We start from the raw sequence: 25,699 nt of genomic DNA on the forward strand, positions 1-25,699 counted from the left end.
AAAGCTTACTTCATAAATATTCTTTAGATGTAATACCACACTTCAAGTTACGATAAATCTCACTTCTTGAGAGCATCTACACCTCGATGGCAAAACCTGCTGATGTCAGCACCAAAAAATTAATCAGTCTTGCACCCGACAACTGGGTAAGATGGGTAACGCAGATTCCTAATCTCGTTGCCGGAGAAATTCTCACCAGTGAATTCCAGTGGATTAGCCGAGAAAGTGATGTATTAATCCATGTCACAAGTCCCCAACACGGAGAATTTCTGCTTCTCAACGAATTGCAATTACGCTATCAATCCAAAATGCCACGTCGGATGCGTGCATACGCTGCACTTGCGGAAGAAAAATATAATTTAGCAACATACCCCGTTCTCATTAACATTCTTAAAACTGGTAACAAAGAAATACCTACAAGCTTTACATCAAATATTGCTGGATTACGGGCAATACAAGATTATCGGGTAATTACTGGAGTTTAGGACACCAGGAAAACCTCGTCTACGTAAAAACCGTTTCCCTACAGTTAAAAAGACAGCAACTCCACCTCGGAAAGAAGCATCTGTAGCTGTTTAATATCAAAGATTGTTCATACTTTTGCTAAGTCTCTGATTCACTCAGCCCTGCTGGGTCTTTTTGCATGGCTTAGTCTAAACTCCAGTAATTAACCTGTGGGAAGTCGATGTCAACATTGCTTTTGAACAACCTTTACCATCATTACTGCCGTTTGTACCTATTCTTAAAGGTGGTGAAAATGAATCTACTATTAGAAAAGCATTGCAAATTCTCCGTGCTGATGAACAACTAAACCAACTGGAAACAGTCTTAGCTTTTTTTGCTACGTTTGTTTTAGAGAATGCCCTAATTCAAGAAATCATGAGGTGGGATATGACTGTATTACGTGAGTCACCTTGGTATCAGGAAATTTTACGCGAAGGAGAAGCACGCGGAGAAGCACGCGGGGAAGCACGCGGGGAACTGCGAGGAATACTTTCTAGTATTGAAATTAATTTAGAGTTGAAATTCGGTGATAACGGGTTACAGTTAATGCCACAAATCAACCAAATTAATGATTTAGAGCGTTTGAAGACAATTTTACGGAATGTTGTAACTGCAAATAATATTGAGGAATTACAACAGGTTTTGTAATTTGAGACAGATAGTCATTCATTGCCTAAATAAGCTTCAATTACAGCCGGATTACTTCTGACTACAGATGGTTCACCCAAAGCAATTAATTGACCGAAATCTAATACAGCAATGCGATCGCACAAACCCATCACTAAGGGTACATGATGTTCTATCAGGATGATCGTCAAATTGAAGCGATCGCGAAGGCTACGAATAAATGCACTGAGTTGCTGCTTTTCGTTGGGGTTCATCCCCGCCGCCGGTTCGTCAAGAAGTAAGATTTGCGGTTTTAATGCTAAAGCGCGGGCAATTTCCAGCCGACGTTGATCACCATAAGCAAAGTTTTTGGCTTTTTCGTCAGCGCGATCGCTCAATCCCACCAAATCCAATAAATCTAAAGCTTTTTGCTTAGTTTTAAGTTCTTCATTAGGCGCTGGTGGTAATCCCAAAACTCCTGTGATCATATTACTTTTAGTGTGTAAATGTCGGCCAATTATCACATTTTCTAATGCCGATAATTCCCCAAACAAGCGGATATTTTGGAAGGTACGAGCTATTCCTAAAGTAGCAATTTGATGAGGACGCAGTTGGGCAATTTCTCCACCTTGATAAATTAATTTACCGCTAGAAGGTGGAATGAAAGCGGTAATCAAATTGAATAGTGTTGTTTTGCCAGCACCATTAGGGCCAATCAGTCCAAAAATCTCATGTTTATTTACACTAAAAGATACATTATTTACCGCCACTAGACCACCAAAGCGGCGAGTCAATGCTCTTGCTTCTAAGACAATACTGTTATTAGCTGCTGGAATACTATGTGACATTTTTACATATTATTTTGAATAATTCACTTTTAGATTTTGCGTCTTTGAAAAATATCTGGAGTAATTAGTCCTTGGGGGAAAAAGATTGTACCTGTTACTATTAGTAAGCCAAAAATAATTAATCTCCCATCTCGCAAAAATTGTGCTAACCAATTAGGTAAACCACCAGTATCAGCTAGGCTTCGCAGAATCTCTGGTAAGGCTGTAAATACAATACCTCCGACTACCGCTCCTAAGAAAGTTCTCGAACCACCAATCAAAACAAAAGTTAAATATATAATACTGGCATCAAAAGTACCTTGACGAGCATTCCAAGTATTAAGGAAGTGGGCGCTAATTGCACCTACAACCCCTGCAAGTATAGCCCCTAGTGTAAACGCCAAAACTTTGTAATAAGTGGGATTAATTCCCATTGCACCCGCAGCTAATTCATCTTCGCGGATAGCTATAAAAGCCCTGCCGACGCGGATGCGTTCTAAACGGTAAAGCAGTACCATACTAATTAATAGTAAGGGCAGAGCAATCCATAAATATTCAAGTTGTGTTTGGAAAGGTTGAGGTATGCCAAAAATCCCGACAGCACCACCTGTAATATCTAAATTGAGAGAGATCACGCGCAGAACTTCCACAAAAGCAATAGTAGCGATCGCTAAATAAATTCCTCGTAATCTCAACGCTGGAATTCCCACTACTACACCCAATAAACCAGAAATTACACCAGCAATTAACATCTCCAATAACAACAATGGAATGGGATATAAACTACTACTAGATGTCAAAACTTTTGTGGAGAGAATTGCTGCAATATATCCACCTAAAGCATAAAATCCCGGACTAGCTAAAGATAATTGTCCTGTCATTAGCGGTAAGTAAAGCGATAACCCTAGTAGCGCCCCCAATACCATAGAGACAATTAGAGAACCGTAAGTAGCGAAAAAATCAGCCATTTTTTAAGTTATAAGTTATGAGTTATGAGTTATGAGTTATGAGTTGGGATTTAAGAGGATTTAAACTCACAATTCCTAACTATTAACTCCTAACTTCCTCTTACTACACTTTCTGAATAAACCGCCGTCCCAGTAAACCTTGGGGTCTAACTAATAGCATGATAAACAAAATTCCAAAGGCTACTGCGTCTTTATATCCAGAGTATTCGGCGGGTACAAACGCCTCTACTAGTCCAATTAACAAACCTCCCAACACTGCACCGGGAATACTACCCAAACCACCTAAGACAATTACCGCTAAACCCCGCAACCCAAAAGCAATGCCGAAATATGGCCCTGCAATACTAACACTAGAGGCGACTAAAGTTCCTGCTAATCCTGCTAAAAAACTGCTGATGAAGAATGTTAAGATGATAAAGCGATCGCTATTAATTCCTAACAAACTAGCTGTAGTTGGATCTTCTGCGATCGCCTGCATTGCCTTGCCATATTTAGTTCGATTGATAAAATAGGTAAGAATTGCCACAATCACAACTGATACAGTAAAAATTACCACCTGAACACTGCGAATAGGAATTGGGTTTTCTGGACTACCAAAGTTAATAGCCGGTGGCAAATTACCGTAAGTATTTGCAGGATATGTATAACTTTCTGCGCCTACTAAATACTGGATTGAATTCACAATTACCACTGCTACCCCCAAGCTAGAAACAACAGTTAGTAAGGGGTCAGATCCTTGACGCCGCAAGGGTTGAAAAGCAACGCGTTCCATCACTATCCCTACTAATCCCGCCAAGGTGCTTCCTAATATTAAGGATATAGCAAATGGTAATTTTATCGGCAGGGCTGCATTAGCCAACAAGCCGTTAAACCCAAAGTTACCACCCATGAGTGCATAAGTGAAATATGCACCCAAGGTAAAAATCGCGCCATGAGCTAAATTAATGATGCCCAAAATCGAATAAACCAAGGTATATCCTAAGGCAAAAATTGCATAGACGCTGCCGATGGATAACCCATTTAATAATTGCTGCAAAAACAAATTTATATTCATGTAGCAACTATTTTATAAATGTGAATTTACCCTGGCTTCCGTCTTTTGCCATCTTGATTTGGGCTACATAGAAATCTTTTTGAACAACTTCACCTATGGGAGTAAAACCAATTTCACCCAATGGTGTATTGTATTGTCCGACAAGTATCTGTTTGTTTAATTCTGTCCGCAATTCTGGTAGCTGTAATTTGTTGACTTTGCTCTTTTTATCTAAAGCTTGGAGTGCTTCCACATAAACCTGCACCGCTGTAAAAGCTTGGGCGCTAAATTGGGGTGGCTCTTTTTTGTATTCCTCAGTATAGGCTTTGCGAAATGCCGCGTTAATTTCACCTGGATGTTCTGGACTGTAGGCTTGAGCAATCAACACGCCATCACAAAGTGCCTTACAAACTGGCAATAAATTCGATGTATTTAGACCATTTCCACCGACAATTAAGCCTTTATAACCCAGTTCCCGCAATTGTCGGACTAAATTACCACCATCAGCAGCCAAACCAGAAATAATCACCAAATCTGGTTTGAGATTAATCGCATTCGTAGCTTGGCTTTGAAAATCTGTATCACTGGTTTGGAACTTTTGTACTGTTACCAATTCCAGCCCTTGATCCTTAACTGTTTGTTGAAAAATCTCCGTTTCTGACTTGCTAAATGCATCATTTTGAGCATATAAAACTGCGACTTTTTTGATTTGGGGGTTCTGCTTAAGTGCAGCTTTCACCGAATTAGGCGCGACGATGGAAACTGGTGCCGAAACACGAGCAACGTAATCACCAATTTCGGGAATGTTTTTAGCAGTATTGGATGGGCCAATAATTGGTACTTTTGCACGTTCGGCAATCGGATCAGCACTAAAAGCTTGCTGTGACAAAGTTGGGCCCACAATCCCAATAACTTTATCTTTGTTAATTAAAGTTTGAAAAGCGTTAATTGTCCCTGCTTCATCACCGCTAGTATCTTGAAACACCAATTTAATTGGAGTCCCGTTGACACCACCTTTACTATTGAAATACTTCTCGGCAAGTTTGGCTCCAGCGACTTGCTCTTGACCTAGTAATGCTACATTGCTAGTTTGGGCAACGGCAATACCGATGGGAATAGCACCTGACAATGTACCCGTTGTCGCTGCGGTATCAGTTGCAGTGTTATTTGTAGTACTATTTGGACTATTATTTGCAGAAGTCACAGTCTTAGTGCCACTACTACAGCCTGTCAGTAGCAAAGCGCAAGTTGATAATAATGCTGTTGTCTGAGCGATCGCGTTGTTCATCGTTAAATAATCATGTAGTTATTAGATATTTTGCAAAAGCTAATAGTAAATTTCATAATCTGCAAACAAAATTATGCAGATTTATACTTTTGCACGAATTCTATTAAATCATTCTTATTTGACCATGCAAAGGCAAATTTTCAAAGTGTTTGTCAATACAAATTATAATTAGCCGTGATTTTACCATCCCAGGTAAAACAAACTTTTACCTAAATTTTACCTAAAATTTCCTTTGGTAGAGTTTAATTCAACCAGTGTTCATGCAACGGCTGATAATAGCAGTTCGTGGAGTGGGCCTCAGGTCGGTCAGAGAGTAGAACAGGAAGGTCTGCTATTCGAGGATGCAACTGGGCAGGCAAAACTAGTGAGTTCAGAAGCATTGGCGAATTTATTTAAACTTTTCTCTAATCGAACCGAGTGTGTTGTGCTAAATGCCTGTTATTCGCAGTTTCAAGCTGAAGCGATAGCTGAACATAGCTTAAAATGGATCAAGTCGAGTTTAGCGTTAGTTTCTCAACGACTCCCCATTCACAAAAGTTGAGCAGTATACCACTAATAATTACACAAGTATAAACAAGGAAATTTTAGATGCCTCTAATTCAACATATAGTTTTGTTAAAATTTCAACCACAAACCCCTGCTGAAAAGATTGCAGATATATTTAGACATCTCCAAGAAATCACGAAATTGATTCCTGGTATCACCTACTTTACAGGTGGTAGATATTCCAGCAACGAAGGCTTGAATCAGGGTTATACGCACGGATTTTTAATGACTTTTGAGAGCGCTGCTGCCCGCGATGCCTATTTACCCCATCCTATTCATGAAAAAGTCAAAGTTGAAATATTATCGTGTATTGATGATGTCATCGCATTTGATCTTGAAGGCTGAACTACTCACACTTAATGCGAAGCAGTGAGCTTCTGATGGGGGAGTTGGGGAGGCTGTTCTTTAGCAGGGAAAGTTGGGGACTTGAAGAGGGTGATTATTTTTTAATATATAGAAAGACCCATTGAAGAAGGCAGTTATTGCTGAAGGTTCTATTTAGAAGGGGATTCAAACCCCTCCGTCAGGGGAGCCACAAAACAATAAAATTTAAATCTATCTTACTAATAAGATTTTCTGAATCCAGATTTAGTCAGGTAAAACTTATTAAGTCCTTTTTTCACTACCAGCTAATCCCTTAGGTTCGTAGTGACGACAACCATTACATGGGCCGTCAGGATTGACAGCACAGCGGATGTAGCCAGATCGGGCATTAAATTTGCAGCTGATGTCGCCAATCAGGTAACCCACACCTTCTAAATAATAGCGATCGCTCTCAACAGGTCTGACGTTTTGCCGTGCCTGCATCGGTGGAAAATTCATGGCTGCTTGTCTGAGTCGTAGGCGCGATCGCAAATGAGTTTTGCGGATCACCCACAGGGAAATCAGGGACGGTAAAAAACCAACGGCAATCACTAAAAGTGTCTTTAACACCTTCTTTTTACCTCTTTTGTGCGCTGATTGATTGTCCCTGATGTTGCACTCTGGTTTTACGGGAGTGCAAATATTAGGGCAGCTTTACCTAATTGCCACCAACTGTGGTTGCAATTAGCAATGGCAGTGTAGTATCTAACAATTATTGAGGAAGAAGTTCCTTCTGCCACTTCAATCAGCATAACTGTTACAACCTTAGGGGTGAGTTGCCGTTAAATGTTGATAATTTTAAGATTTGTTGACTAATACCTTTTTGAACAAACATTTTATGTGAGCCTCAGCCCCACTCTTGTTTTTTCTATGTCGCTGCGATGCTAATCTTTTTTTGGTTTGCTGACGAAGTTGCTGTGCTAGCAGTGCTGCTTCCCTTTCGGCTCGGAATAAATCAACTCTTCGCGTCGTCAGAATAAATGATTCGTCTGGCTTTCGTTTCACCCAAGGGACGCTAACTGCCAAATACTGACAAATATTTTTGCATTTTAGAACTGAGTAACGTTTTTGAGTATTCAGTGTGTTAGCGATCGCTTTCAACTCCAATATCGCTACCTCCAACTCCTCTGACATCTGATTAATGCGTTCGACTTGTGCTATAAAACGCTCTCGTTCACTGATGATTTTTTTCTCTTGGGGTTGCAGTGGGACTATAGCAGTAGTTACAGATGTCGGCTGCAACAGCGAAACTTTCAGCAAAATGGGCTTTCTGTCCGTGTCTGGGATTTTTTTCATACTACCTCAAGTAAGGCTTGCTGACTTGTAAGGCATTTTAGCAGCAAAATAGTATAAATGTACTAAATGAATCCCTTGAATATCAGCGATGTCTATGACGATCTTCTCTACGAGACGCTACGCGTAGCTTGCTGTACGCTTACCCAAGGGACTGACAAGAGGACTTTTCAAACATCCTCTTAGAGTGCTAGAGCGTTAATCACGATAAACAACCGCAAAATTGTTTTTGGTTAGTGACAACCCAGCCGATAGTTGTGCAAATTGTACCTGAGTAAAGGCATTCGCACTGCCATCTTGGTCGAAGAATAATGCACCTGTAATGTTGTTGTAAATAAATCGTTGAGTGCTAGTGGTTGCAGATGCTCCGAGGGTAAACTGACTTGTCTTAAGTGAACCGATTGATAACCCGCCACCAAAACCAGCAGCCGTTACTTGAATGAGTTCATTAGTCACGTTGAAGTCATACAGTCTATCAATGCCTTGATTGAAACTATTAAAAGCAAAGGTATCAGTACCAGATCCTCCATAGAGGGTATCGTTGCCACCATCGCCCCCGGTGAGCGTATCGTTGCCATTGCTTCCCACAATCAAGTCATCGTATTCTGTACCTAAGATATCTAATCGTTCGATATTTTTGTAGCTAACCTGATTCGTGCCCCTGGTAATTGAGCCAATGTTAGTAGTAGCATTAAATGTCGAAGTGATTCCCTCGGTAGGATAATAGTCGCCAAAATAGAAGCGAGAGGACAATAAGTCGTCACCTGTTCCCCCATCGATCGTATCATTGCCAGTAGTGCTCCCATTTATCGTATCGTTGCCATCGCCCCCAGAGAGCAGATTATTGCCTGTTGACAAGTAAACATCCAAGCGATCGTCACCAGCGCCACCATTGAGGATATTATTGCCAGAAGTGGGTGTGTCGTATCTGTTATCGGTGCCAGAGGCCGAAAGAGTATCATTGCAATCGCCACCATTGAGTAGGTTATCGCCTGATGAATAGCTAGCACTCAAAAAATCGTCACCAGCACCACCATTGAGGGTATTATTGCCTAAGGAGGGATCTTTGGGGTTGTCCGGGTTGGGGTCGTAGAACGCCGTGTTGCCAGAGGCCGAAAGAGTATCATTGCCATCGCCACCATTAAGTAGGTTATCGCCTGTTGAAGCTATAGCACTCAAGTCATCGTTACCAACGCCTCCAGAGAGTAAGTTATTGCCTGTTGAATAGTCAACATTGAGAAAATCATCACCAGCGTCACCAACGAGGGTGTTATTCCCCGCACCACCAACGAGAATATCACTCCCCGCACCACCCCTCAAAAGGTCGTTGCCACTTAAGCCGTTGATTTTGTCATTACCCCCCTGACCATTCACAACATCATCTGAGTTGTCTAAACCTGTAATGTTATTGTCAAGGTCATTCAGGAAAGTCACCGTGTTCTTGATGCCCAGGCTGGTTTCAGTGGAGTTGGCATCCAGGACATTAAAGCTGTCGGTGATGCTAGTTTGCCCATCAAACAGGATATTACCAACAGCTGGTTTTGCTCCAGAAGCTTTCAGACTCTCCAAGTTTTCTAATTTGAAGTTTTGGAGGATTACTTTGGGAATCAGCTCCGTTTCAAAGGTGATTTCCAGATTCTTACCATTCTGGGTCAGCAGCAGATTTCGAGCAGTCAATCCATTTCCTTGGAATTTGATACTATCCACTTCTAGCTTCAGTGAAATAGTATCAATTGTTGGAGCGATCGCTCGCTATAATTGCATTGATGAATCGGATGCAAGTTGCTATTTCAGACACCTCGCAATCCGACCATTTTCTATTTTCTCTGCTTAGAGTGATAGAGCGTTAATCACGGTTAAACAACCGCAAAATTGTTTTTGGTTAGTGACAACCCAGCCGATAATTGTGCAAATTGTACCTGAGTAAAGGCACTTGCACTGCCATCTTTATCAAAGAACAATGCACCTGTAATGTTGTTGTAAATAAATCGCTGAGTGCTGGTGATTGCAGATGCTCCGAGGGTAAACTGACTTGTCTGAAGTGAACCGATTGATAACCCGCCACCAAAACCAGCAGCCGTTACTTGAATGAGGTCATTAGTCGCCTTGAAGTCATCAAGTCTATCAATGCCTTGATTGAAACTATTGAAAGCAAAGGTATCAGTACCAGATCCTCCAATTAGGCTATCATTACCCTTGCCGCCTATGAAAATATCATTGCCACCCCTACCGTCGAGAGTATCATCCCCATTGCTGCCCACAATCAAGTCATCGTATTTTGTACCTGAGATATTTAATCGTTCGATATTTTTGTAGCTAATCCGATTCGTGCCATTCGTAATTGAGCCAATGTTAGTAGTAGCATTGAATGTCGAAGTGATTCCCTTGGTAGAATTATTATAGTTCTCGAACGACAATAAATCGTCACCTGTTCCCCCGTCTATCGTATCATTTCCACTCCTGCCCGGATCGAGCGTATCGTTGCCATTGCTCCCCACAATCAAGTCATCGTATTTTGTACCTGAGATATTTAATCGTTCGATATTTTTGTAGCTAACCCGATTCGTGCCATTCGTAATTAAGCCAATGTTAGTAGTAGCATTGAATGTCGAAGTGATTCCCTTGGTAGAATTATTATAGTTCTCGAACGACAATAAATCGTCACCTGTTCCCCCATCAATCGTATCATTGCCACCAAAGGCCCCGGAGAGCGTATCGTTGCCATTGCTCCCCACAATCAAGTCATCGAAATTTGTACCTCTGATATCTAATCGTTCGATATTCTTGTAGATAACCCGATTCGTGCCTGCCGTAATTGTTCCAGTATTAGTGGTAGCATTGAATGTCGAAGTGATTCCCTTGGTATAATAATTGCCATAATCATAATAGCCATAATTGATGGACAATAAATCGTCACCTTTACCTCCATCGATCATATCATTGCCAAGGCTCCCATCTATCATATCGTTGCCATTGGTCCCCACAATGTTGTCATTGTATTCTGTACCTGTGATATATAATCGTTCGATATTTTTGTAGCTAACCCGATTCGTGCCATCCGTAATTGAGCCAATGTTAGTAGTAGCATTGAATGTCGTTGTGATACCCTTAGGATAAGAATAGTAGGACAATAAATCGTCACCTGTTCCGCCATCTATCGTATCATTGCCAGTAGTGCTCGCATTTATCGTATCGTTGCCATCGCCTCCAGAGAGCAGATTATTGCCTGTTGACAAGTAAACATCCAAGCGATCATCACCAGCGCCACCGTTGAGGGTATTATTGCCAGAAGTGGATGCGTCGTATCTACCGTTGGTGCCAGAGGCCGAAAGAGTATCATTGCCATCGCCACCATTGAGTAGGTTATTGCCTGATGAATAGCCAACATACAAGCTATCGTCACCAGCACCACCATTGAGGGTGTTATTGCCTAAGGAGGGATCGTCAGGGGCTTCCGGGTCTGTGTCGTTGAACGACGAGTTGCCAGAGGTCGAAAGATAATCATTGCCATCGCCACCATTAAGTAGGTTATTGCCTTTTGAAGCTGTAGCACTCAAGCGATCGTCACCAACGCCTCCAGAGAGTAAGTTATTGCCTGTTGAATAGTCAACATTGAGACCATCATCACCAGCGTCACCTACGAGGGTGTTATTCCCCGCACCACCAACGAGATCATCATTACCAGCACCACCAACGAGGGTATCATTCCCCGCACCACCCCGCAGCAAGTCGTTGCCACTTAAGCCGTCGATTTTGTCATTACCCCCTTGACCATTCACCACATCATCTGAGTTGTTTAAACCTGTAATATTATTGTCAAGGTCATTCAGGAAAGTCACCGTGTTCTTGATGCTGATGCTCGTTTCAGTCGAGTTGGCATCCAGGACATTAAAGCTGTCGGTAATGCTAGTTTGCCCATCAAACAGGATATTACCAACAGCTGGTTTTGCTCCAGAGGCTTTCAGATTCTCCAAATTTTCTAATTTGAAGTTTTGGAGGATAACTTTGGCATCAACGTATTCAAAGGTGATTTCCAGATTCTTACCATTCTGGGTGAGCAGCAGATTTCGGGCAGTTAAGTTATAGCCTTGGAATTTGATTGTATCCACTTCGGCAATCACTGCTGCTGTCGGGTTTATTCCTTTACCTACCCCACCGAAATCAGTGATAGTATCAGTGCCCTCGCTGAAGCTGTAGTTGTAGTTGTAAACAAATTTATCCTTGCCACCGCCACCAGTCAGGGTGTCGTTGCCCTGATTAGCTGTGATAGTATCGTTACCTGCAAGACCCTTAATCGTATCCGCGCTGTTAGTACCCAGTAGCGTATCGTTACCATTAGTTCCAATGATATTTGCCATAATTTTTTCCTACCTGAATTGATTTTTGGAGTAAATTTAGTTCTCAAGTTGCTGTTAGTGCTGTTTTCGGGCACAAAAATTCGCCGAATCTTGACATTGCCCGTGGGTGTTTAGCTTGAAAATAGGAAATATCTAAATAACCCGATAATAACTAAATACCGAATATTTACTTAAATGTCTATATTTAAAGAAATATCTTTGTATAATCTTCATATTATTTGCTGATAAATGTATATATTAAGAGTCTATCCAAAAACCAAAACAGGTTTAAAAGAAATCCAAGCACAAGCGAGATGTCACATCGCTAAGTAGTTATCTACCTTTTTCTTTTTGCTAGCCTAGACTGTTCAATATCAACGGAGTACGGAGAACCTGTACTACTCCTTTTGTTGCCATGCCACTACCGGATCTCAGAATGATTCCTAAAGGTCTTGAAGTGAACCAAGGCTTATGTAAAACTTGAGATCCTTCGCTTGTTGCCTACTTTTAAGGAATTGATCAATGGCGCGTCTAGCCCTGCTGAGTGTATCTAACAAAACTGGTTTAATTGACCTAGCCCGTAGCTTGGTTGAAGAATTTGACTTTGATATAATCAGCAGTGGGGGAACAGCCCAAGTCCTCAAAGATGCGGGACTCCCAGTTACCAAAGTTGCAGATTACACAGGTTCTCCAGAAATTTTAGGTGGCCGAGTCAAAACGCTGCATCCCCGAATTCATGGCGGGATTTTGGCCCGGCGAGATGTTCCCCAAGATATTGCAGATTTAGAAAATAACCAAATTCGCCCGATTGATTTAGTGGTGGTAAATTTATATCCTTTTGAGGAAACTATTGCTAAACCAGGGGTGACATTGGCTGAAGCTGTTGAACAGATTGATATCGGTGGGCCAGCAATGCTACGAGCATCATCGAAAAACTTTGCCCATCTGACTGTATTATGTGATCCGGCACAATATGACGAGTATTTGCAGGAATTGCGGCAAAATCACGGCGAAGCATCCCTAGAGTTTCGGCAAAAGTCTGCGTTAAAAGGATTTTTGCACACTGCTAGTTATGATCAAGCGATAGCGCAAGCGCTGACTTGTCAGTTCGCATCTTACCTCGCAGGAACACAACAGTACACCCTTAGCGGCACACAATTGCAATCTCTGCGTTACGGCGAAAACCCTCATCAACCCGCCACCTGGTATCAAACTGGTACTACCCCAACAGGATGGACAGCCGCTATAAAACTGCAAGGCAAAGAACTTAGTTACAATAACTTAGTTGATTTAGAAGCTGCACGCCGAATTATTGCTGAATTCACCGATACTCCAGCTGCAACGATTATCAAACATACAAATCCCTGTGGTACAGCGCTGGGAAGCACTATTTCAGAAGCGTACCAAAAAGCTTTCAATGCTGATTCTACTTCTGCCTTTGGTGGGATTGTCGCACTCAACCGTCCAATTGATGCGGCAACAGCCAGCGAGTTGATTAAAACATTTTTAGAATGTGTGGTTGCACCAAGTTGTGATGCAGAAGCTCAAGAAATCCTCGCCAAGAAATCTAACGTGCGGGTTTTGACTCTAGCTGATTTGAGCAGTGGTTCTAAGGATACAGTGAAAGCGATCGCAGGTGGTTTCCTTGTCCAAGCTAGCGATGACATCATTGCTGATACTAGTCAATGGCAAGTAGTCACCGAACGTCAACCCAGCGCCAGCGAATTAGCCGAATTGCTATTTGCTTGGAAAGTTTGCAAACATGTGAAATCCAATGCGATTGTTGTCAGTGGCGATCGCACTACACTAGGAGTAGGTGCTGGTCAAATGAACCGCGTCGGCTCAGTTAAAATTGCCCTAGAACAAGCTGGAGAAAAAGCCAAAGCTGCAATTCTCGCCAGCGATGGATTCTTCCCCTTTGATGATTCAGTCAGAACAGCCGCAGCAGCAGGAATTACAGCCATTGTCCAACCAGGGGGAAGTTTGCGCGATCAAGATTCAATCAAAGCTGCAAACGAACTGGGTTTAGTGATGGTCTTAACTGGTGTACGTCACTTTTTACACTAATTTCTTGACCGTAAGGTGTGCAGTTTTCAAAGTGTCACTCAATATACTTGCCTTTTGATAGAAGCGGTGATATTATAAAGTCGTGTGTGAGGAGCAAGTTAAAAATAAGAAGCGCCTGGGGTGGAAACACGGCAACACTCCCAAGCGCTTTTTAATTTGTCAAGAATTGGATTGCTTATGCAATTTTAGAAGTCTCACTCAATATACTTGCCATTTGATAGAAGTAGTGATAATCTTTATTTGTGTGTGAGGAGCAAGTTAAAAATAAGAAGCGCCTGGGGTGGAAACACGGCAACACTCCCAGGCGTTTTTTAATTTGCATATAGAAATATAAAAATTGCATTGCTTGTCATAGCGTTTCCAACGTATTTGTTGCAGAAATTTAGTGAAATGGTATCAGAAATTAAATTGGCGGTGCAGTTCTGAAAGTGTCACTCACTATACTCACCTTTTGATAGAAGCAGTGATAGTATTTATTTGTGTGAGGAGCAAGTTAGAAATAAAAAGCGTTTGGGGTGGAAACACGGCAACACTCCCAGGCGCTTTTTAATTGGTATGCAGAAAAAAGTTCTTGCAGATTCGCTGGAATGATTGAGATAATTACCTAGTACCGCAAGGCGGAAGTCAAAAGTCACTCATTCAAAAGCCAGCCCCTTTGGGGAAGTCAAAGGTCAAAGGTTCTTAAACAGATGCTTGAGTTTCTACGTCAAGCAGTAGACCGCAACTATGGCGTAGCCTGCGAAGTTTGTTTACCATACGGCTGATTTTAGTCGATTCTTAGGGCTTTTTATAAGCGAATCTTATCATTTATCTAAGCCTATTAGCACTTCTACATTTTCAAAAAAACGGTATCGTAGACTACTATTTTTTAGCGTAGGCGTAGCCCGCCGTAGGCATCACAAAACTTTTCGGTCTACTGAAAGTCCGATGTCGGTGGGTTAAACAATGACAAATGAGATGGCTGACATAAAAGCTGAGTAGAATCTAACAATATATTTGTCAGAATCACCACTTGCTGTAGGAATAAAACAAATCCTCGGTCTTTTCTTTTTGGATAATCCCAGGATATATCGATCCAGCAAAGGGTTTTCATGTTCCATTGAAAAGCCTCCACCGCCTATTGCAATGATTTGTTTAGGAACTGAATTTGTGCTCATTTTTAAATTATGTTCTATTTCTATCCGATCAAATGACCTGAGAACCAACCTCTGAAATCAGTTTCGCCAAAATTTCCTCCCACTCAAGCGGCGAGAGGGGTTTCACCTCTATCTGCATATCAAAACAATAACTAGCTGCGGTAATTAAAGCTGCAATAATATTTTCCACACTCAGACTTTGAGGCAGTTGTACATTCCTAAAAGATTCTGCACCAAATACTTGATCGAACAGTTCAGCATCCGGTTGCAAACGGATAGAACCATGTTGCAAAATTACCCCACCACGTCGCAGTTGAGCGCTACCAATAAGTTTGGCACCATCTGGCAAAACTAAATCTGCATTGGTAGCAGTGCCAAAACAGTTAGGGTTATGGATGTAACCTCGCCCAGCCGTACCGTAATCTAATTCTACGCCAAGCGATCGCCACCCTTGAATCAAAAACTCACAAATTTTTTCGTATACCTGGAGGCGACTACCCACCAGTCCAGATGTGACTACAGCGTAAGTTAAATCACCTTGGTGTAGCACTGCTCGTCCACCGCTAGGACGCCGCACTAAATCCAGTTTTTGCCCTTGCCAAGTTAAATTTTGCCAATATTCAGGGTATTGGCGTTGATGATAGCCGAGAGAAATAGCAGGTGGCGACCAGGTATAAAAGCGCAGGGTTGGCGGATGTCCAGACTGGTGCTGTTCTAGTAACCAGCGGTCAATCGCCATCTGCACATTGCCAGCCGCCTCTAGCAAAGGAATTAGTCGCCACACTTTAGAATTCAAGAGTTAGGAGTTATGAGTTGGGAGTTGGGAGTTAGGAGTTAGGAGTTAGGAGTTAGGAGTTTTGAATTAAAAAGTTTATATAACTGACGATTCAGCACTCATAACTCCTAACTGAAGCGAAGCGATTAGTCAAGTCGCACCAAATTCAGATTGTAAAGTTTCATCGTTGTTATCAGCGATCGTTGCCACAATGGTAATAAGTCGAGATACTTCGCCAGGAGATAACTCTGCTAAGGTGCGTGTTGAGATCACAACCACTCGGTTTTCAATAATACCAAAACGCGCTTCAAAAGTGCTGGAGCAGTTCAACTCCAAAAGATACCGCATCAACTTAGGTTCATCTTTAGCAGGTAAATTTAGCACCGTAGACCAAACCGTTATGGTGTCTTCATCGCTTGTCCCGTTGAGTTGGACAAAGACTTCCACACTTCCGTACTTAAACTTCCAGAGATAACCACTCTCTGGAGTGCGGCTAACCATTGCACTGTCGTCTTGTTCCAAAGAATCAATGACATTTTCAATTACCTCCAGATGGTTGATGCTTGTCGTCTCGGCGATTAGCTCATTAATGGATTCGTTACTAGTTACGGTTTCTTGGGAGCTTGTCATACAGATTTTCTTCTCAACATACTCGCTGTTTTATCTACACATACTTTATAACTTGTGGACGTAGTTAGTTTGAGCTTCCTTTTGCGGCTAGTTTCTAAATGCTCAAAGTGTGGGACTGCGATCGCGATCGTGAACTTCCGATCAAAAAGCTTATTTACAGAGTATTTCAGGTAACTTCAGATAGCGCGGCAAATTGAACATATTTTAGGCATAGTCACTGAACTCATGCGCTTTTTGGTGTCATGCTTACAACATTGCCAACCAACGTAACCGTTTCACCAGCGACTACAATCCCATCTCCATCATGACAACCGTATAGCACTCGTTGCTGGTGGTTGGCATATGCCTGCATACGGGCATAATCCTCTGATGTATCCTGCACATGAGGCACAAACGCAAAGTCTACTAAACCTAATTCCTGGTAGGTAGCAAGCGGTGCATAGGGCGCATCACCACACAGCCGCGCCGAGGATACCTCCGGTGTGATCATAATTGCCCCAGCCGAAATGCCAATTAACACGCCTTGATGGAGAGCATAGTGCTGGAGGCGTTCCATCAAACCGTGTTGCTGGAGCCAGTATAAGAAGTAATAGGTATTACCGCCAGATAAATGAATCGCATCACAGGCGAACAACGGTTCAAGAAGGTTAGCTTTGTATGCCACATCGAGTTCAACGTAGAGCGCGAGTTCGAGATCATACTGTTGATAGTACTGTTGTTTTACCGTAAAGTACTGACGTTTTGGATCGCTTGACGAGGAAATATAGCCAATGCGTGCGGCAGTCGTGCCTAATAGTTGAAGCAGATACCAATCCACCTGCTGATTTGCTGCGATAATTTGATCGCTGTAAAGCACCAACTGTCGCATAAGGCGATCGCTGAAACGATAATTTAATTATAGGTTTGCTCAACAGCACCATACCCGCTCATTTTGCTTACACCCGTTTTACCCAAATACTTGTATAGCCTGACAAAGAATTTTTTCACCTTGGAACTGGTACTTGATTAATTACCGATGCAATTACCGCATCCATTTGTAAACCATCCAGCATCGCCTCTGGTTTCAAAATGAGGCGATGACGTAGCAGCGGTGATGCAACTGCTTTAACATCATCTGGCGTCACAAAATCTCTTTTAGCTAACCACGCTAGGGCTTGAGATGTCTGCAACCAAGCACCGGCGGCGCGAGGCGATGCACCCAAAGTTAAATCAGGATATTGACGCGATGTTCTAACTAAGGCCAATAAATAATCAACGATCGCTTCTGATACTTTAACTTCTTTGACTGCAAGTCGTGCTTGCAAAATCTCGGCTACTGTTGCTATTGGTTTCAAACGGCTAATATCCAAACGCCGTGCTGCAAAACCCGCCTGACGATTAAGTAACATTTGCTTTTCGGCAGCTTGATCGGGGTAATCTACTACTAGCTTAAATAAAAATCTGTCCAACTGCGCCTCTGGTAAGGGATAAGTCCCCTCAAATTCCAAGGGATTTTGGGTTGCAATCACCCAAAATAAATCTGGTAAAGGCAAACTTTCACCATCCAGTGTTACCTGCATCTCTTCCATCGCTTCCAGCAGCGCCGCTTGTGTCTTGGGAGGAGTACGGTTGATTTCGTCTGCTAGCAGCACTTCGGTAAATATTGGCCCTTTTTTGAAAGTGAAATTGCGGCTATTCAAGTCAAAAATATTTGTACCAGTAATATCTGAAGGTAAAACATCTGGTGTTAGTTGAATCCGGCGAAATTCCCCTTGGATTAACTGCGCTAACACTTTTACTAGGAGGGTTTTACCAGTTCCCGGTACTCCTTCCAAAATTACGTGTCCACCCGCTAGCAGTGCTACTAAAAGTTGCTGTATTAGACTAGATTGTCCGACAATTACTTGATTAAGACCTTGACCAAGGCGAATTAAGATAGGATGGGTTTCGCTCATATTTTTTATTGATAAATAACTAATGCAGAAATATTATGCATAATTCCAAAAATTAATTATGAATTATGAATTCCCCTAATAGTTCGCCATTTCCCCAACCAGCTTAACAGCTCTCGTTCACTGATGAGTTCTTTGCGAGATTGTAGCTTTAAAACTGCATCTAGTTCTGCTGGACTTGCACCTGTTTTTTCTATCCAGAAATTGATCAAGGCTTGACGTTCTAAAAGTACTTGCCCTAATCCCAAAGCTTTTTGGAGTTGTAGTTGTTCTTGTTTCCCCACCATCTCTACAACAAAGTCGGTGGTATCAGCTTTCTGCAAGACTCCGGCTAAAGCTTGGATGTATGCCTCGCTGTTATCTAGAACTGGTGTATCTAAAGTTACTGGCTTCCCAAAGCGGCGATTCTGCGCCCAAATTAGTATCAATAGTAGGATACCTACTTGCACTAATATTGGAAATAAAGGAGTTTTAGCAAAAAAACTAGATAAATCTCCTTCGCTTTCTTTCTTTCTGACATCGGCATCTTTATAGCCGTGGATGTATTCATCGACAAATACTGTGTTACCTTTTTCCGTAACCAAATTGGCTAGATACTTGAAATTACTTAAATAATCTTGGTAAGCGTTGGCGGCTAAATAAGGAGTGGTAGAAAAAATCACTTTTCCCTTTTTGTAATTTTCTTCCCAGACAACAGCACCAAAGCGATCGCCTAAATCAACTTGCTTGGAATTAGCCTTCTTATATCGTCTACGTGTATCAATTTTGATATCACCTTGGGGAGATTTCTGCATGGTGCTAAACTGTGCTTCTGTAACCCGCGCCCCCGCACTTAAAATAACTAAAGTATTCCCTTTTTCTACCCATTCCCGCTCTTGACTATTCAGTATCGTTTCCCTTGGATGACCGCTTACCTGTAGGAAGGTAACTGGGCTGTTCTCCGGCTGAATATCAGTAAAAGGCTTTTGCCAGCGCTTGATAGAAATTCCCTGCTGTTGCATAAAAGCATACCAAGCACCATAGCCATCGGAGGCGCGATTATAAGTAGAGCCAGTGTTAAGTTTAGTATTATTGGGAGCCGCAAACAAACTAAGTAAAACGATCGCTGCTAGTGCGATCGCTCCCATCCAAGCAAGGCGATTTGAACGTTTCATTTTCGACTTTCACTATAATCACTTTGTTTCAGGATCATTAGTGTTAATACTTACTTATTTTTCAGGTAAAGTCAAAAATATAATTATTTTTATCTCAGTTTCCCAGCACTACGCGCTCTCTATATGTGACTGCGCCTTATGACATCTTACGGTGGTATTCCCAAGAAAGCTTTCAGAGCAGTTTTATACCTATTCTTCAATCGCTTGGAGACTAAACCACCTTGCTGAATCTGTGTAATAACAGCCATCGAACAAGTCCCTTTCGGAATAGGGCTACCAATAGTAATCAAAAGAGCTAGTTGAGTAGTATCCATCTCACGAGCAAACTGATAAGCTATCACCGACTCATGGATTATAAAGCTTGGTATACCTGAACCTGGTAGGAGAACACAGGAAGTTTCAGAATTCGGTCTGCGGCTAGTGACATTGACGAACAGATAGTTGCTTCCAGAAGTTTGTGCAATTGCGATGTAGAGGTGTTCACTGTTAGGAGGCGTATCCAGCAAAAATGCATCTCCCAAATTAATGGTGATGCTAGCCATTCAAAACCCCATCTAAATATGCTTCTCGAATGGCTTCTTGCTGAATTTCCCTGATTTCCTCGTCACTCTTGCCCACATTTTTGAGAATATCCTCTACCGAAATCGGAATGGCAGAACCATAAGGGTTTTTCCACTCTGCAAGATCATGAGTCCACTCAGCAACATCAAAAGGGTCAAGATGCCCAAAAGTTTTATAAACCTGCTGAATGATTTCCTCTTCCTCTTCACAAAGGTCTTCGTCTCCTGGATCACGTAACAAGGAAACATGATTTTCATTACGAGGAGAAATGAATTTAGACCAGAGAGGTAAGGCATCATCAACGGGCTTCCCCTTGATTAGGTCATAAACGCCGCTCAGAACAGGTCCGCGATCCATCGACACATAATTATCGCCAGTAATCGGTTGTTCCATGCGTTTCAATGCAAGACGGTCAGCTATGTAAAGCATTTTAAGTAAGCCTAAATACTTCATAGGCTTACCATGCAGCTTTAAGAGTACCGCTGCGGCTTCAACAGCTTTCTCAGGATGAAACCGAAACTGGATTAGCATAAGCATTCTGAAGCGACTGCTTCACACTAGTACAATTCTATTGTAAACCCTGGCGATCGCTGACACATTACCCTGACTTTTCACGGGATCTGGAAAACCTCTCTCTAAATCTCTCTCCTATAAGGAGAGAGACTTTGAATTTTCCCCTTTCCTGCATTGGGAAGGGGGTTAGGTTTTTCGTGGCCTTTTCCACATAACCTGAATTGTAAGACACATTACCAAGGGCAGAGGAAATTATCATTCTCGGTGACAGAAAAGGTTAAACTCGTTGTCGTTTCCATCCTGAACATGGGAACGATAACGAGAATAAAAAACCTTTTTGCAGGCAGCTTTAACGAGATATTATGGCTATTTAACCGCAGATAATATCACTCAAATTGCACAAGCGATCGCCCCGATACAATAATGAAACCGACAGAATCAAGCCTCAGAAGCGGCTGACGAATTCCCTCTAAAATGGCTGCATTTAAAGCAGTTTCTATCTTCAATTCTTCAGCTAATGCCTGATCCGAACTTTGCTGGTTCAGGCGTAGGCGTAATTGTTCTACTCTATTGGCTAATTTGTTTTCGGCAACACTAGCACAACTTTGACATAAGTCAATAAAATCGGGACGATTGGAGAGTAATTCTGAAGAAGTGTTACGCACTTGATAGCAAAATTTTTGCCATTTACTAGGGTCAACAAAATCGTCAATAATTCCTAAGCGCTCTTTTGCCAGATTGTAATCTCGTCCTTGATTATTGTTTTTATCTTTATATGGACGTTGCAGAATACTTAAGAGAGCTTTATCCTCAACAACACGTATTGGCTGCTTGCGACCATCAACATAGATAGTTTCTATAATTGGTGGAAATAGAGCATCGACACGTCGCTGCAAGTTTTTGAATTGAGAATTATCTAGTTTGTTATCGATTAAAACTTGTTTGGCAATTTTTAAATTTGCTTCGACTACATAATTGCATTGGAAACCGAACCACTCCTTCCCTTCTTTCGCATCCCAAGATGCATCAGTGCGCCACATCGCAAAGGCTTCACCTCGGTCATCCCAATTTATATAGTTCAAGAGGGCTTCGACAAATCCTTCCCCAATCCGAAAGAGTTTAATACCAGAATTCTGATTTGCTACCCGGCGATTATAAGTACCAAATTGGTCTAGAGAACTCTCAGCAAAACGGTTTTTTAACTCATTTATGGGAACCAATGTCCGCGTTGTCGGTTGATAACGTCGGATTTCTGATGAATCTGGGTTATTGAGTGCCCTGAATCCCAGTGCGTCACAAATCCAGCCTTCAATTGCTCGCTTAATTTCTAGATGACAAGCATCGTAATTATCTAAATCTTGAAAATATTGGGTGGCAATTTCGTCGTTAGCGTCAATTTCATTTAGAGCATTCTGTTCGCTAACTTTTGCGATTTCAGCTTCAATTTGCGCTTGAATCGGCGAAATCATTTCTAACAGTCCAGCAGCACCTGATTGAAACAAAACTGTTTCTAATTCTGCAAGTTTCTCATCCACATAAAATTGTAGACTAGCAATTGATTGTTGGAAAATACCAAACCCATCTTTCAATACTTGATACCAAGCATTGTGAGGGCTATCTTCTAAATATGGGCCAATCAAGGCACAGGATTGGACGCCAATTTTGCTACCAATGCGGTCAAGTCTGCCAATTCTCTGTTCTAATTGATTAGGCGACCAAGGAAGGTCAAAATGAATTAACCAATCGGCAAACTGGAGGTTACGCCCTTCTTCTCCAGAGCGATCGCATACTAGAATAAAGCAGTTTGGGTTATTCTTGAACCTATTTAAGCCTTCCTCAACCTTGTCTGGTGATTCCCCAAATTGATGGCTGGCTACTGTCTGGACACCAAAGGTATCAGACAAATACCGGACAATTTCTGCACAAGTTTGCACAAAACTCGTAAATACAATAAATTTGGGCAGAATATCGCCAGTAATCGGTCTTTGAATTCTCTGCTGTATCCTGGTGATGAATTCCTTTTGATTCTTGCGAACGTTTGCGGGAATTTTGAAGTACGTACCTAACTGATTCAGCAGCACTGTTTTCAAATTTTCCGTCCGTTCTCCGTCTTCTTGAGGTTGACGAATAATTTTTAGTAAGGATTGCAGAATCTCTTCTTCCCCTGAGAATTTGGGGGTTGTAGTTAATAGGCGAACATCATCTTCTTTAAACTCCTGGATGAGTTTAGAATGGGGCTTCCCAGTTAAACGCGCGGTAATTACCTGTTCTAAAATGCCTAACCAAGTACCAGAAGCGAGGAATAACAGCAGAAAAATTCGCTGATATTGCTTTTCATCGGGAGCAACACTACGCCATTGATTGATCAGTTCGTGGATATCAGGCGATCGCTCGTCTAAATCATACTCTTGTTTCGGCGTAAAATTGCGGTCAAATATCACATCTTCCACCGCAGCACGACGGTTGCGAAGCATTCGCCGATGTAGTCGATAGGTATCGCTGACGTGGATGCGAATCGCTTGGACGATTTGCTCTTGCTGAGGAGAATTTGCTTTTAAATTTTCTAAATCATCCGCCAGCTTCAGTAAATACTTATCCTCAGCAAAGAGGTTTCGCAATTGTTGCAAGTTGCTTTTGAGAACAAGAGGTTCCGCACCTTCATTAAAAGAAAGTAGAACTTTACCAATTTGCTGACGGCTTTCAACTTTGGCACGAAAACCTGCTAAATCATCAAGTTTATAGGTTGTTGGGTCGAGCAAGTGCAACATCGCCAGAAAATCCTGCTCATGATTGAGAACAGGAGTGGCAGATAATAAAAGTAAGCGATCGCTTTTATGAGCAATATTTTTACAAGTCTCAAAACGCTGGCGCACTGCCGCATCCTTAGAGGTTGCCATCGCTGCGATGTGATGGGCTTCATCTAAAATTAAGCAGCCTATCTTCGCTTTCAGGTTGATTTTATGAATATCTTCAACCGCCAGCACCGCTACCCGTTTGGGAAAATGGGAAATGTAAAACTTGTTTTCTAACTCAGTTTGCCATTGTTTGAGCAAATATTGCGGAACTATGACCACCGCAGCTTTTTTCGGTTCATCAAGGAGGAATTGACGCAGAATCGCACCCGCTTCAATGGTTTTTCCTAGTCCCACCTCGTCTGCTAGCAAATAGCGTTGAATTGGGTCTTCCAGTACCCGCCGCACAACTTCAACTTGGTGAGGATAAAGATTAATATTTGCCGAAATCAGTCCCGTCATCCCCCGACTGACAGCGCGTTGCTGAATCAAGGATTTCACGAAAGCCAATCTTTTGTCGTGGAAGTAGGGCGTTTCGTGACCCTTCATTGCTAGAGTTTCGATGGGGTCAGTGTTGGGTAAATTGCAACGAACGTAAATTTCTTCTTCACAAGCAATTGCAGTTTTCTTATCTGGTAAATCAATTTGATACATTTCTGTGTCATCATCCCAGATAAAAATTCTGCCAACTATCCATTTATCCTGGGTTTGGGACTTGATATAGCATCGAGCTTGGGGTTCAAGCCTGACTTCAGAGAGCGAATTTAAAGGTAAAGTTTTTTGGAGACGTTGCCCTATTGAGCAGAAATACTCAACATTTGCATTGGCATCAGATATTTCCGTAACTTTTCCTATACCCAAAAAGTTATTCTGGGACTGTACTAATAAACCAAGCTTAATCATAGATCCAGTCCCCTGAACGCACTAAAAGAACCTTCCAGACTAGTTTTTAACCTATATCTGGCAGTTTTGTCGATCAACATTATAGATAATAAACTGGTATTACAGTTTTTGTCATAACAATGTCTACGATGGTCACTGAGCGGCTGGTGAGCGCAGTCGAACCATGTCGTACCACTTTCCTACGGAACGCTCCGCGAACGTGGAAGCAAGCTACGCGCAGCGTCTCGTAGAGAAGTGCGGGCTACGCCTACGCTCCACCAGAGCCAATTAGTAAAATCAGCAATTTTCAGGTAAATAGACGACGCCCTACGGGCACAGCAATACTCTCAGACATAGCTTTGTGCTGGGTACATGACGCTCGGCATTATAAAAAGTTACGACCGAATTTACCAACTATTTACATTAATTTAAAATTTTTTGAATAGCAGTAGATTTTCCTCGCTAAAATTCATCAATTTGTTGAGATTGGAAAAAGCTGCCATTTTGAAATCAGGGCAATTTCTGATAAGGATGAAAGTTGTTGCTGTAAATTTTTGAGTAAACCTAAAGTTTTTTCATAGGTTGTAGTTTCTTCCTGTTGGGCAAAGTATTCAACCGCCTTTTTTAAGTCTGCGATCGCCGATTGTTCGTGATCAAGTTGATGGTAGGCTATACCCCGATTAAGATAAGCCTGAGCATTGGTTGGGTTCAGTTTGAGTGATTCAGTAAAATCCCGAATGGCACAAAAGTTATCGCCACTTCTACCACAAGCACAACCCCGATTATAGTAAGCTCTGTAGTCATTGTGATTGAGTCGAATTGCTTGTGAGAAGTCGAGCATAGCTGCTTTTATGTCTGACAACTCAAAATGAGCTAGTCCTCTGTCATTGTAAACATCCGCTCTTAGTAGACTAGATGATTGGGGAATATTAATGAGTACTAGATTGTAATCTGATATGGCTTGTTGGTGATTACCCAACATACCACGGGCTACCCCTCGGTTGTAGTAGGCTCTGAAATCATGAGGTTTGAGTGCGATAACTTGATTATCGTCAGCGTAGGCGTAGCCCGCCGTAGGCATCGCTGCTTGATAGTCCCCTTGTCTGTAGTATGCTAGTCCTCGGTTGAGATGTGCTTCCACATTGTTGGGTGTAAACTTTAGAGCTTGATTGCAATCGGCGATCGCATTCTGATAATCTCCTAATTGCAGATAAGCAAGACAACGATTGCTATAAGCTGAAGAAAAATCATTTTTGAGCTTAATTGCCTCAGTAAAATCTTGAATAGCTTCAGGGTAACTGCCGTGCTGTATTTTTTCAATCCCTAGCTTGAATAAGTCACCTTCTGCAATTTGGGTGTCCGATGTAGATAATGAATATGCTGGTGAAGCGAGAAAAAAGCACGCAAGTGCAACGGCAATACCAAAATTGAGCATGAATCGGTAAAAGCGACTCATAATAATATCTCACTTTCCTAGCAGAACAAAAGTAGTA

At 42.0% G+C, this 25,699-nt stretch carries 21 protein-coding genes and 2 pseudogenes; 4 read left to right on the forward strand and 19 right to left on the reverse strand.

Features of this window, described 5'->3' with window-relative positions:
• The first annotated feature begins 86 nt into the window (after positions 1 to 86).
• Positions 87 to 1,152: pseudogene (locus tag V7K85_RS36610) on the forward strand (Rpn family recombination-promoting nuclease/putative transposase).
• A gap of 14 nt (positions 1,153 to 1,166) precedes the next feature.
• On the opposite strand, the gene V7K85_RS21660 reads toward V7K85_RS36610, so the two are convergent.
• The 4 genes from V7K85_RS21660 to V7K85_RS21675 form a co-directional block, all read right to left on the reverse strand.
• Positions 1,167 to 1,958, reverse strand: coding sequence for an ABC transporter ATP-binding protein (locus V7K85_RS21660; protein ID WP_334816422.1), 792 nt, complete (start codon positions 1,956 to 1,958; stop codon positions 1,167 to 1,169).
• Between the two features lie 29 nt (positions 1,959 to 1,987).
• Positions 1,988 to 2,905 carry a branched-chain amino acid ABC transporter permease gene (locus V7K85_RS21665; protein WP_334816424.1) on the reverse strand — a complete coding sequence of 306 codons (918 nt, stop codon included), beginning with the start codon at positions 2,903 to 2,905 and terminating at the stop codon, positions 1,988 to 1,990.
• A gap of 103 nt (positions 2,906 to 3,008) precedes the next feature.
• A complete protein-coding gene (locus V7K85_RS21670; RefSeq protein ID WP_334816426.1) occupies positions 3,009 to 3,959 on the reverse strand; it encodes a branched-chain amino acid ABC transporter permease in 951 nt (316 codons plus the stop codon).
• A 7-nt stretch (positions 3,960 to 3,966) separates the two neighbouring features.
• Positions 3,967 to 5,226, reverse strand: coding sequence for an ABC transporter substrate-binding protein (locus V7K85_RS21675; RefSeq protein WP_334816429.1), 1,260 nt, complete (start codon positions 5,224 to 5,226; stop codon positions 3,967 to 3,969).
• A gap of 232 nt (positions 5,227 to 5,458) precedes the next feature.
• Here V7K85_RS21675 and V7K85_RS21680 point away from each other — a divergent pair, with 232 nt between their 5' ends.
• Both V7K85_RS21680 and V7K85_RS21685 read left to right on the forward strand, forming a co-directional pair.
• On the forward strand, positions 5,459 to 5,767 hold the full coding sequence (locus V7K85_RS21680; RefSeq protein WP_334816431.1) for a hypothetical protein: 309 nt from the start codon (positions 5,459 to 5,461) through the stop codon (positions 5,765 to 5,767).
• Between the two features lie 47 nt (positions 5,768 to 5,814).
• Positions 5,815 to 6,117, forward strand: coding sequence for a Dabb family protein (locus V7K85_RS21685; RefSeq protein ID WP_298913628.1), 303 nt, complete (start codon positions 5,815 to 5,817; stop codon positions 6,115 to 6,117).
• 261 nt (positions 6,118 to 6,378) lie between these two features.
• On the opposite strand, the gene V7K85_RS21690 is transcribed toward V7K85_RS21685, so the two are convergent.
• From V7K85_RS21690 to V7K85_RS21710, 5 genes and pseudogenes are all read right to left on the reverse strand, one after another.
• On the reverse strand, positions 6,379 to 6,705 hold the full coding sequence (locus tag V7K85_RS21690; protein ID WP_334816433.1) for a DUF6464 family protein: 327 nt from the start codon (positions 6,703 to 6,705) through the stop codon (positions 6,379 to 6,381).
• A gap of 56 nt (positions 6,706 to 6,761) precedes the next feature.
• The gene (locus tag V7K85_RS21695) at positions 6,762 to 6,887 is read right to left on the reverse strand and encodes a hypothetical protein (RefSeq protein ID WP_334816435.1); all 126 of its coding nucleotides are present in this window, start codon (positions 6,885 to 6,887) and stop codon (positions 6,762 to 6,764) included.
• Between the two features lie 46 nt (positions 6,888 to 6,933).
• A complete protein-coding gene (locus tag V7K85_RS21700) occupies positions 6,934 to 7,431 on the reverse strand; it encodes a hypothetical protein (RefSeq protein ID WP_334816437.1) in 498 nt (165 codons plus the stop codon).
• Between the two features lie 195 nt (positions 7,432 to 7,626).
• On the reverse strand, positions 7,627 to 9,135 hold the full coding sequence (locus V7K85_RS21705) for a calcium-binding protein (protein WP_334816439.1): 1,509 nt from the start codon (positions 9,133 to 9,135) through the stop codon (positions 7,627 to 7,629).
• Between the two features lie 149 nt (positions 9,136 to 9,284).
• A pseudogene (locus V7K85_RS21710) lies at positions 9,285 to 11,786 on the reverse strand (beta strand repeat-containing protein); the annotation flags it as partial.
• Positions 11,787 to 12,287: 501 nt separating this feature from the next.
• Between V7K85_RS21710 and purH the strand changes: the two are divergent.
• Positions 12,288 to 13,832: a bifunctional phosphoribosylaminoimidazolecarboxamide formyltransferase/IMP cyclohydrolase gene (gene purH, locus V7K85_RS21715; protein WP_334816443.1), complete on the forward strand. Its 1,545-nt coding sequence runs from the start codon at positions 12,288 to 12,290 to the stop codon at positions 13,830 to 13,832.
• Between the two features lie 938 nt (positions 13,833 to 14,770).
• On the opposite strand, the gene V7K85_RS21720 is transcribed toward purH, so the two are convergent.
• The 10 genes from V7K85_RS21720 to V7K85_RS21765 form a co-directional block, all read right to left on the reverse strand.
• The gene (locus V7K85_RS21720) at positions 14,771 to 14,989 is read right to left on the reverse strand and encodes a Type 1 glutamine amidotransferase-like domain-containing protein (protein WP_334816445.1); all 219 of its coding nucleotides are present in this window, start codon (positions 14,987 to 14,989) and stop codon (positions 14,771 to 14,773) included.
• A 28-nt stretch (positions 14,990 to 15,017) separates the two neighbouring features.
• Complete coding sequence (locus tag V7K85_RS21725; RefSeq protein ID WP_334816613.1) at positions 15,018 to 15,707, reverse strand: lipoate--protein ligase family protein; 690 nt, start codon at positions 15,705 to 15,707, stop codon at positions 15,018 to 15,020.
• Positions 15,708 to 15,893: 186 nt separating this feature from the next.
• Positions 15,894 to 16,373: a YbjN domain-containing protein gene (locus tag V7K85_RS21730; protein WP_334816446.1), complete on the reverse strand. Its 480-nt coding sequence runs from the start codon at positions 16,371 to 16,373 to the stop codon at positions 15,894 to 15,896.
• 223 nt (positions 16,374 to 16,596) lie between these two features.
• Positions 16,597 to 17,241 (reverse strand): Type 1 glutamine amidotransferase-like domain-containing protein, encoded by a 645-nt coding sequence (locus V7K85_RS21735; RefSeq protein ID WP_334816448.1) that lies wholly within the window; start codon positions 17,239 to 17,241, stop codon positions 16,597 to 16,599.
• 115 nt (positions 17,242 to 17,356) lie between these two features.
• A complete protein-coding gene (locus V7K85_RS21740) occupies positions 17,357 to 18,307 on the reverse strand; it encodes an AAA family ATPase (protein ID WP_334816450.1) in 951 nt (316 codons plus the stop codon).
• Between the two features lie 56 nt (positions 18,308 to 18,363).
• Entirely contained in the window at positions 18,364 to 19,458 is a 1,095-nt protein-coding gene (locus tag V7K85_RS21745) for a DUF4350 domain-containing protein (RefSeq protein ID WP_334816452.1), read from the reverse strand.
• 146 nt (positions 19,459 to 19,604) lie between these two features.
• The gene (locus V7K85_RS21750) at positions 19,605 to 20,000 is read right to left on the reverse strand and encodes a hypothetical protein (protein ID WP_334816454.1); all 396 of its coding nucleotides are present in this window, start codon (positions 19,998 to 20,000) and stop codon (positions 19,605 to 19,607) included.
• Positions 19,993 to 20,550: a Panacea domain-containing protein gene (locus tag V7K85_RS21755; protein ID WP_334816456.1), complete on the reverse strand. Its 558-nt coding sequence runs from the start codon at positions 20,548 to 20,550 to the stop codon at positions 19,993 to 19,995. Before V7K85_RS21755 ends, V7K85_RS21750 begins: the two co-directional genes overlap by 8 nt.
• 368 nt (positions 20,551 to 20,918) lie before the next feature.
• Positions 20,919 to 24,227, reverse strand: a complete 3,309-nt coding sequence (gene dpdE / locus V7K85_RS21760; protein ID WP_334816458.1) for a protein DpdE — start codon at positions 24,225 to 24,227, stop codon at positions 20,919 to 20,921.
• 451 nt (positions 24,228 to 24,678) lie between these two features.
• Entirely contained in the window at positions 24,679 to 25,662 is a 984-nt protein-coding gene (locus V7K85_RS21765; protein WP_334816460.1) for a tetratricopeptide repeat protein, read from the reverse strand.
• Positions 25,663 to 25,699 lie beyond the last annotated feature (37 nt).

This window comes from Nostoc sp., assembly GCF_036917615.1.
GTDB lineage: Bacteria > Cyanobacteriota > Cyanobacteriia > Cyanobacteriales > Nostocaceae > Nostoc.

Coding starts and splice junctions, on each gene's coding strand:
- V7K85_RS21660 (WP_334816422.1), bottom strand. CDS start 1,958: ATGTCACATAGTATTCCAGCAGCTAATAACAGTATTGTCTTAGAAGCA.
- V7K85_RS21665 (WP_334816424.1), bottom strand. CDS start 2,905: ATGGCTGATTTTTTCGCTACTTACGGTTCTCTAATTGTCTCTATGGTA.
- V7K85_RS21670 (WP_334816426.1), bottom strand. CDS start 3,959: ATGAATATAAATTTGTTTTTGCAGCAATTATTAAATGGGTTATCCATC.
- V7K85_RS21675 (WP_334816429.1), bottom strand. CDS start 5,226: ATGAACAACGCGATCGCTCAGACAACAGCATTATTATCAACTTGCGCT.
- V7K85_RS21685 (WP_298913628.1), top strand. CDS start 5,815: ATGCCTCTAATTCAACATATAGTTTTGTTAAAATTTCAACCACAAACC.
- V7K85_RS21695 (WP_334816435.1), bottom strand. CDS start 6,887: ATGCTGATTGAAGTGGCAGAAGGAACTTCTTCCTCAATAATTGTTAGA.
- V7K85_RS21700 (WP_334816437.1), bottom strand. CDS start 7,431: ATGAAAAAAATCCCAGACACGGACAGAAAGCCCATTTTGCTGAAAGTT.
- purH (WP_334816443.1), top strand. CDS start 12,288: ATGGCGCGTCTAGCCCTGCTGAGTGTATCTAACAAAACTGGTTTAATT.
- V7K85_RS21720 (WP_334816445.1), bottom strand. CDS start 14,989: ATGAGCACAAATTCAGTTCCTAAACAAATCATTGCAATAGGCGGTGGA.
- V7K85_RS21725 (WP_334816613.1), bottom strand. CDS start 15,707: ATGGCGATTGACCGCTGGTTACTAGAACAGCACCAGTCTGGACATCCG.
- V7K85_RS21730 (WP_334816446.1), bottom strand. CDS start 16,373: ATGACAAGCTCCCAAGAAACCGTAACTAGTAACGAATCCATTAATGAG.
- V7K85_RS21735 (WP_334816448.1), bottom strand. CDS start 17,241: ATGCGACAGTTGGTGCTTTACAGCGATCAAATTATCGCAGCAAATCAG.
- V7K85_RS21740 (WP_334816450.1), bottom strand. CDS start 18,307: ATGAGCGAAACCCATCCTATCTTAATTCGCCTTGGTCAAGGTCTTAAT.
- V7K85_RS21745 (WP_334816452.1), bottom strand. CDS start 19,458: ATGAAACGTTCAAATCGCCTTGCTTGGATGGGAGCGATCGCACTAGCA.
- V7K85_RS21750 (WP_334816454.1), bottom strand. CDS start 20,000: ATGGCTAGCATCACCATTAATTTGGGAGATGCATTTTTGCTGGATACG.
- V7K85_RS21755 (WP_334816456.1), bottom strand. CDS start 20,550: ATGCTAATCCAGTTTCGGTTTCATCCTGAGAAAGCTGTTGAAGCCGCA.
- dpdE (WP_334816458.1), bottom strand. CDS start 24,227: ATGATTAAGCTTGGTTTATTAGTACAGTCCCAGAATAACTTTTTGGGT.
- V7K85_RS21765 (WP_334816460.1), bottom strand. CDS start 25,662: ATGAGTCGCTTTTACCGATTCATGCTCAATTTTGGTATTGCCGTTGCA.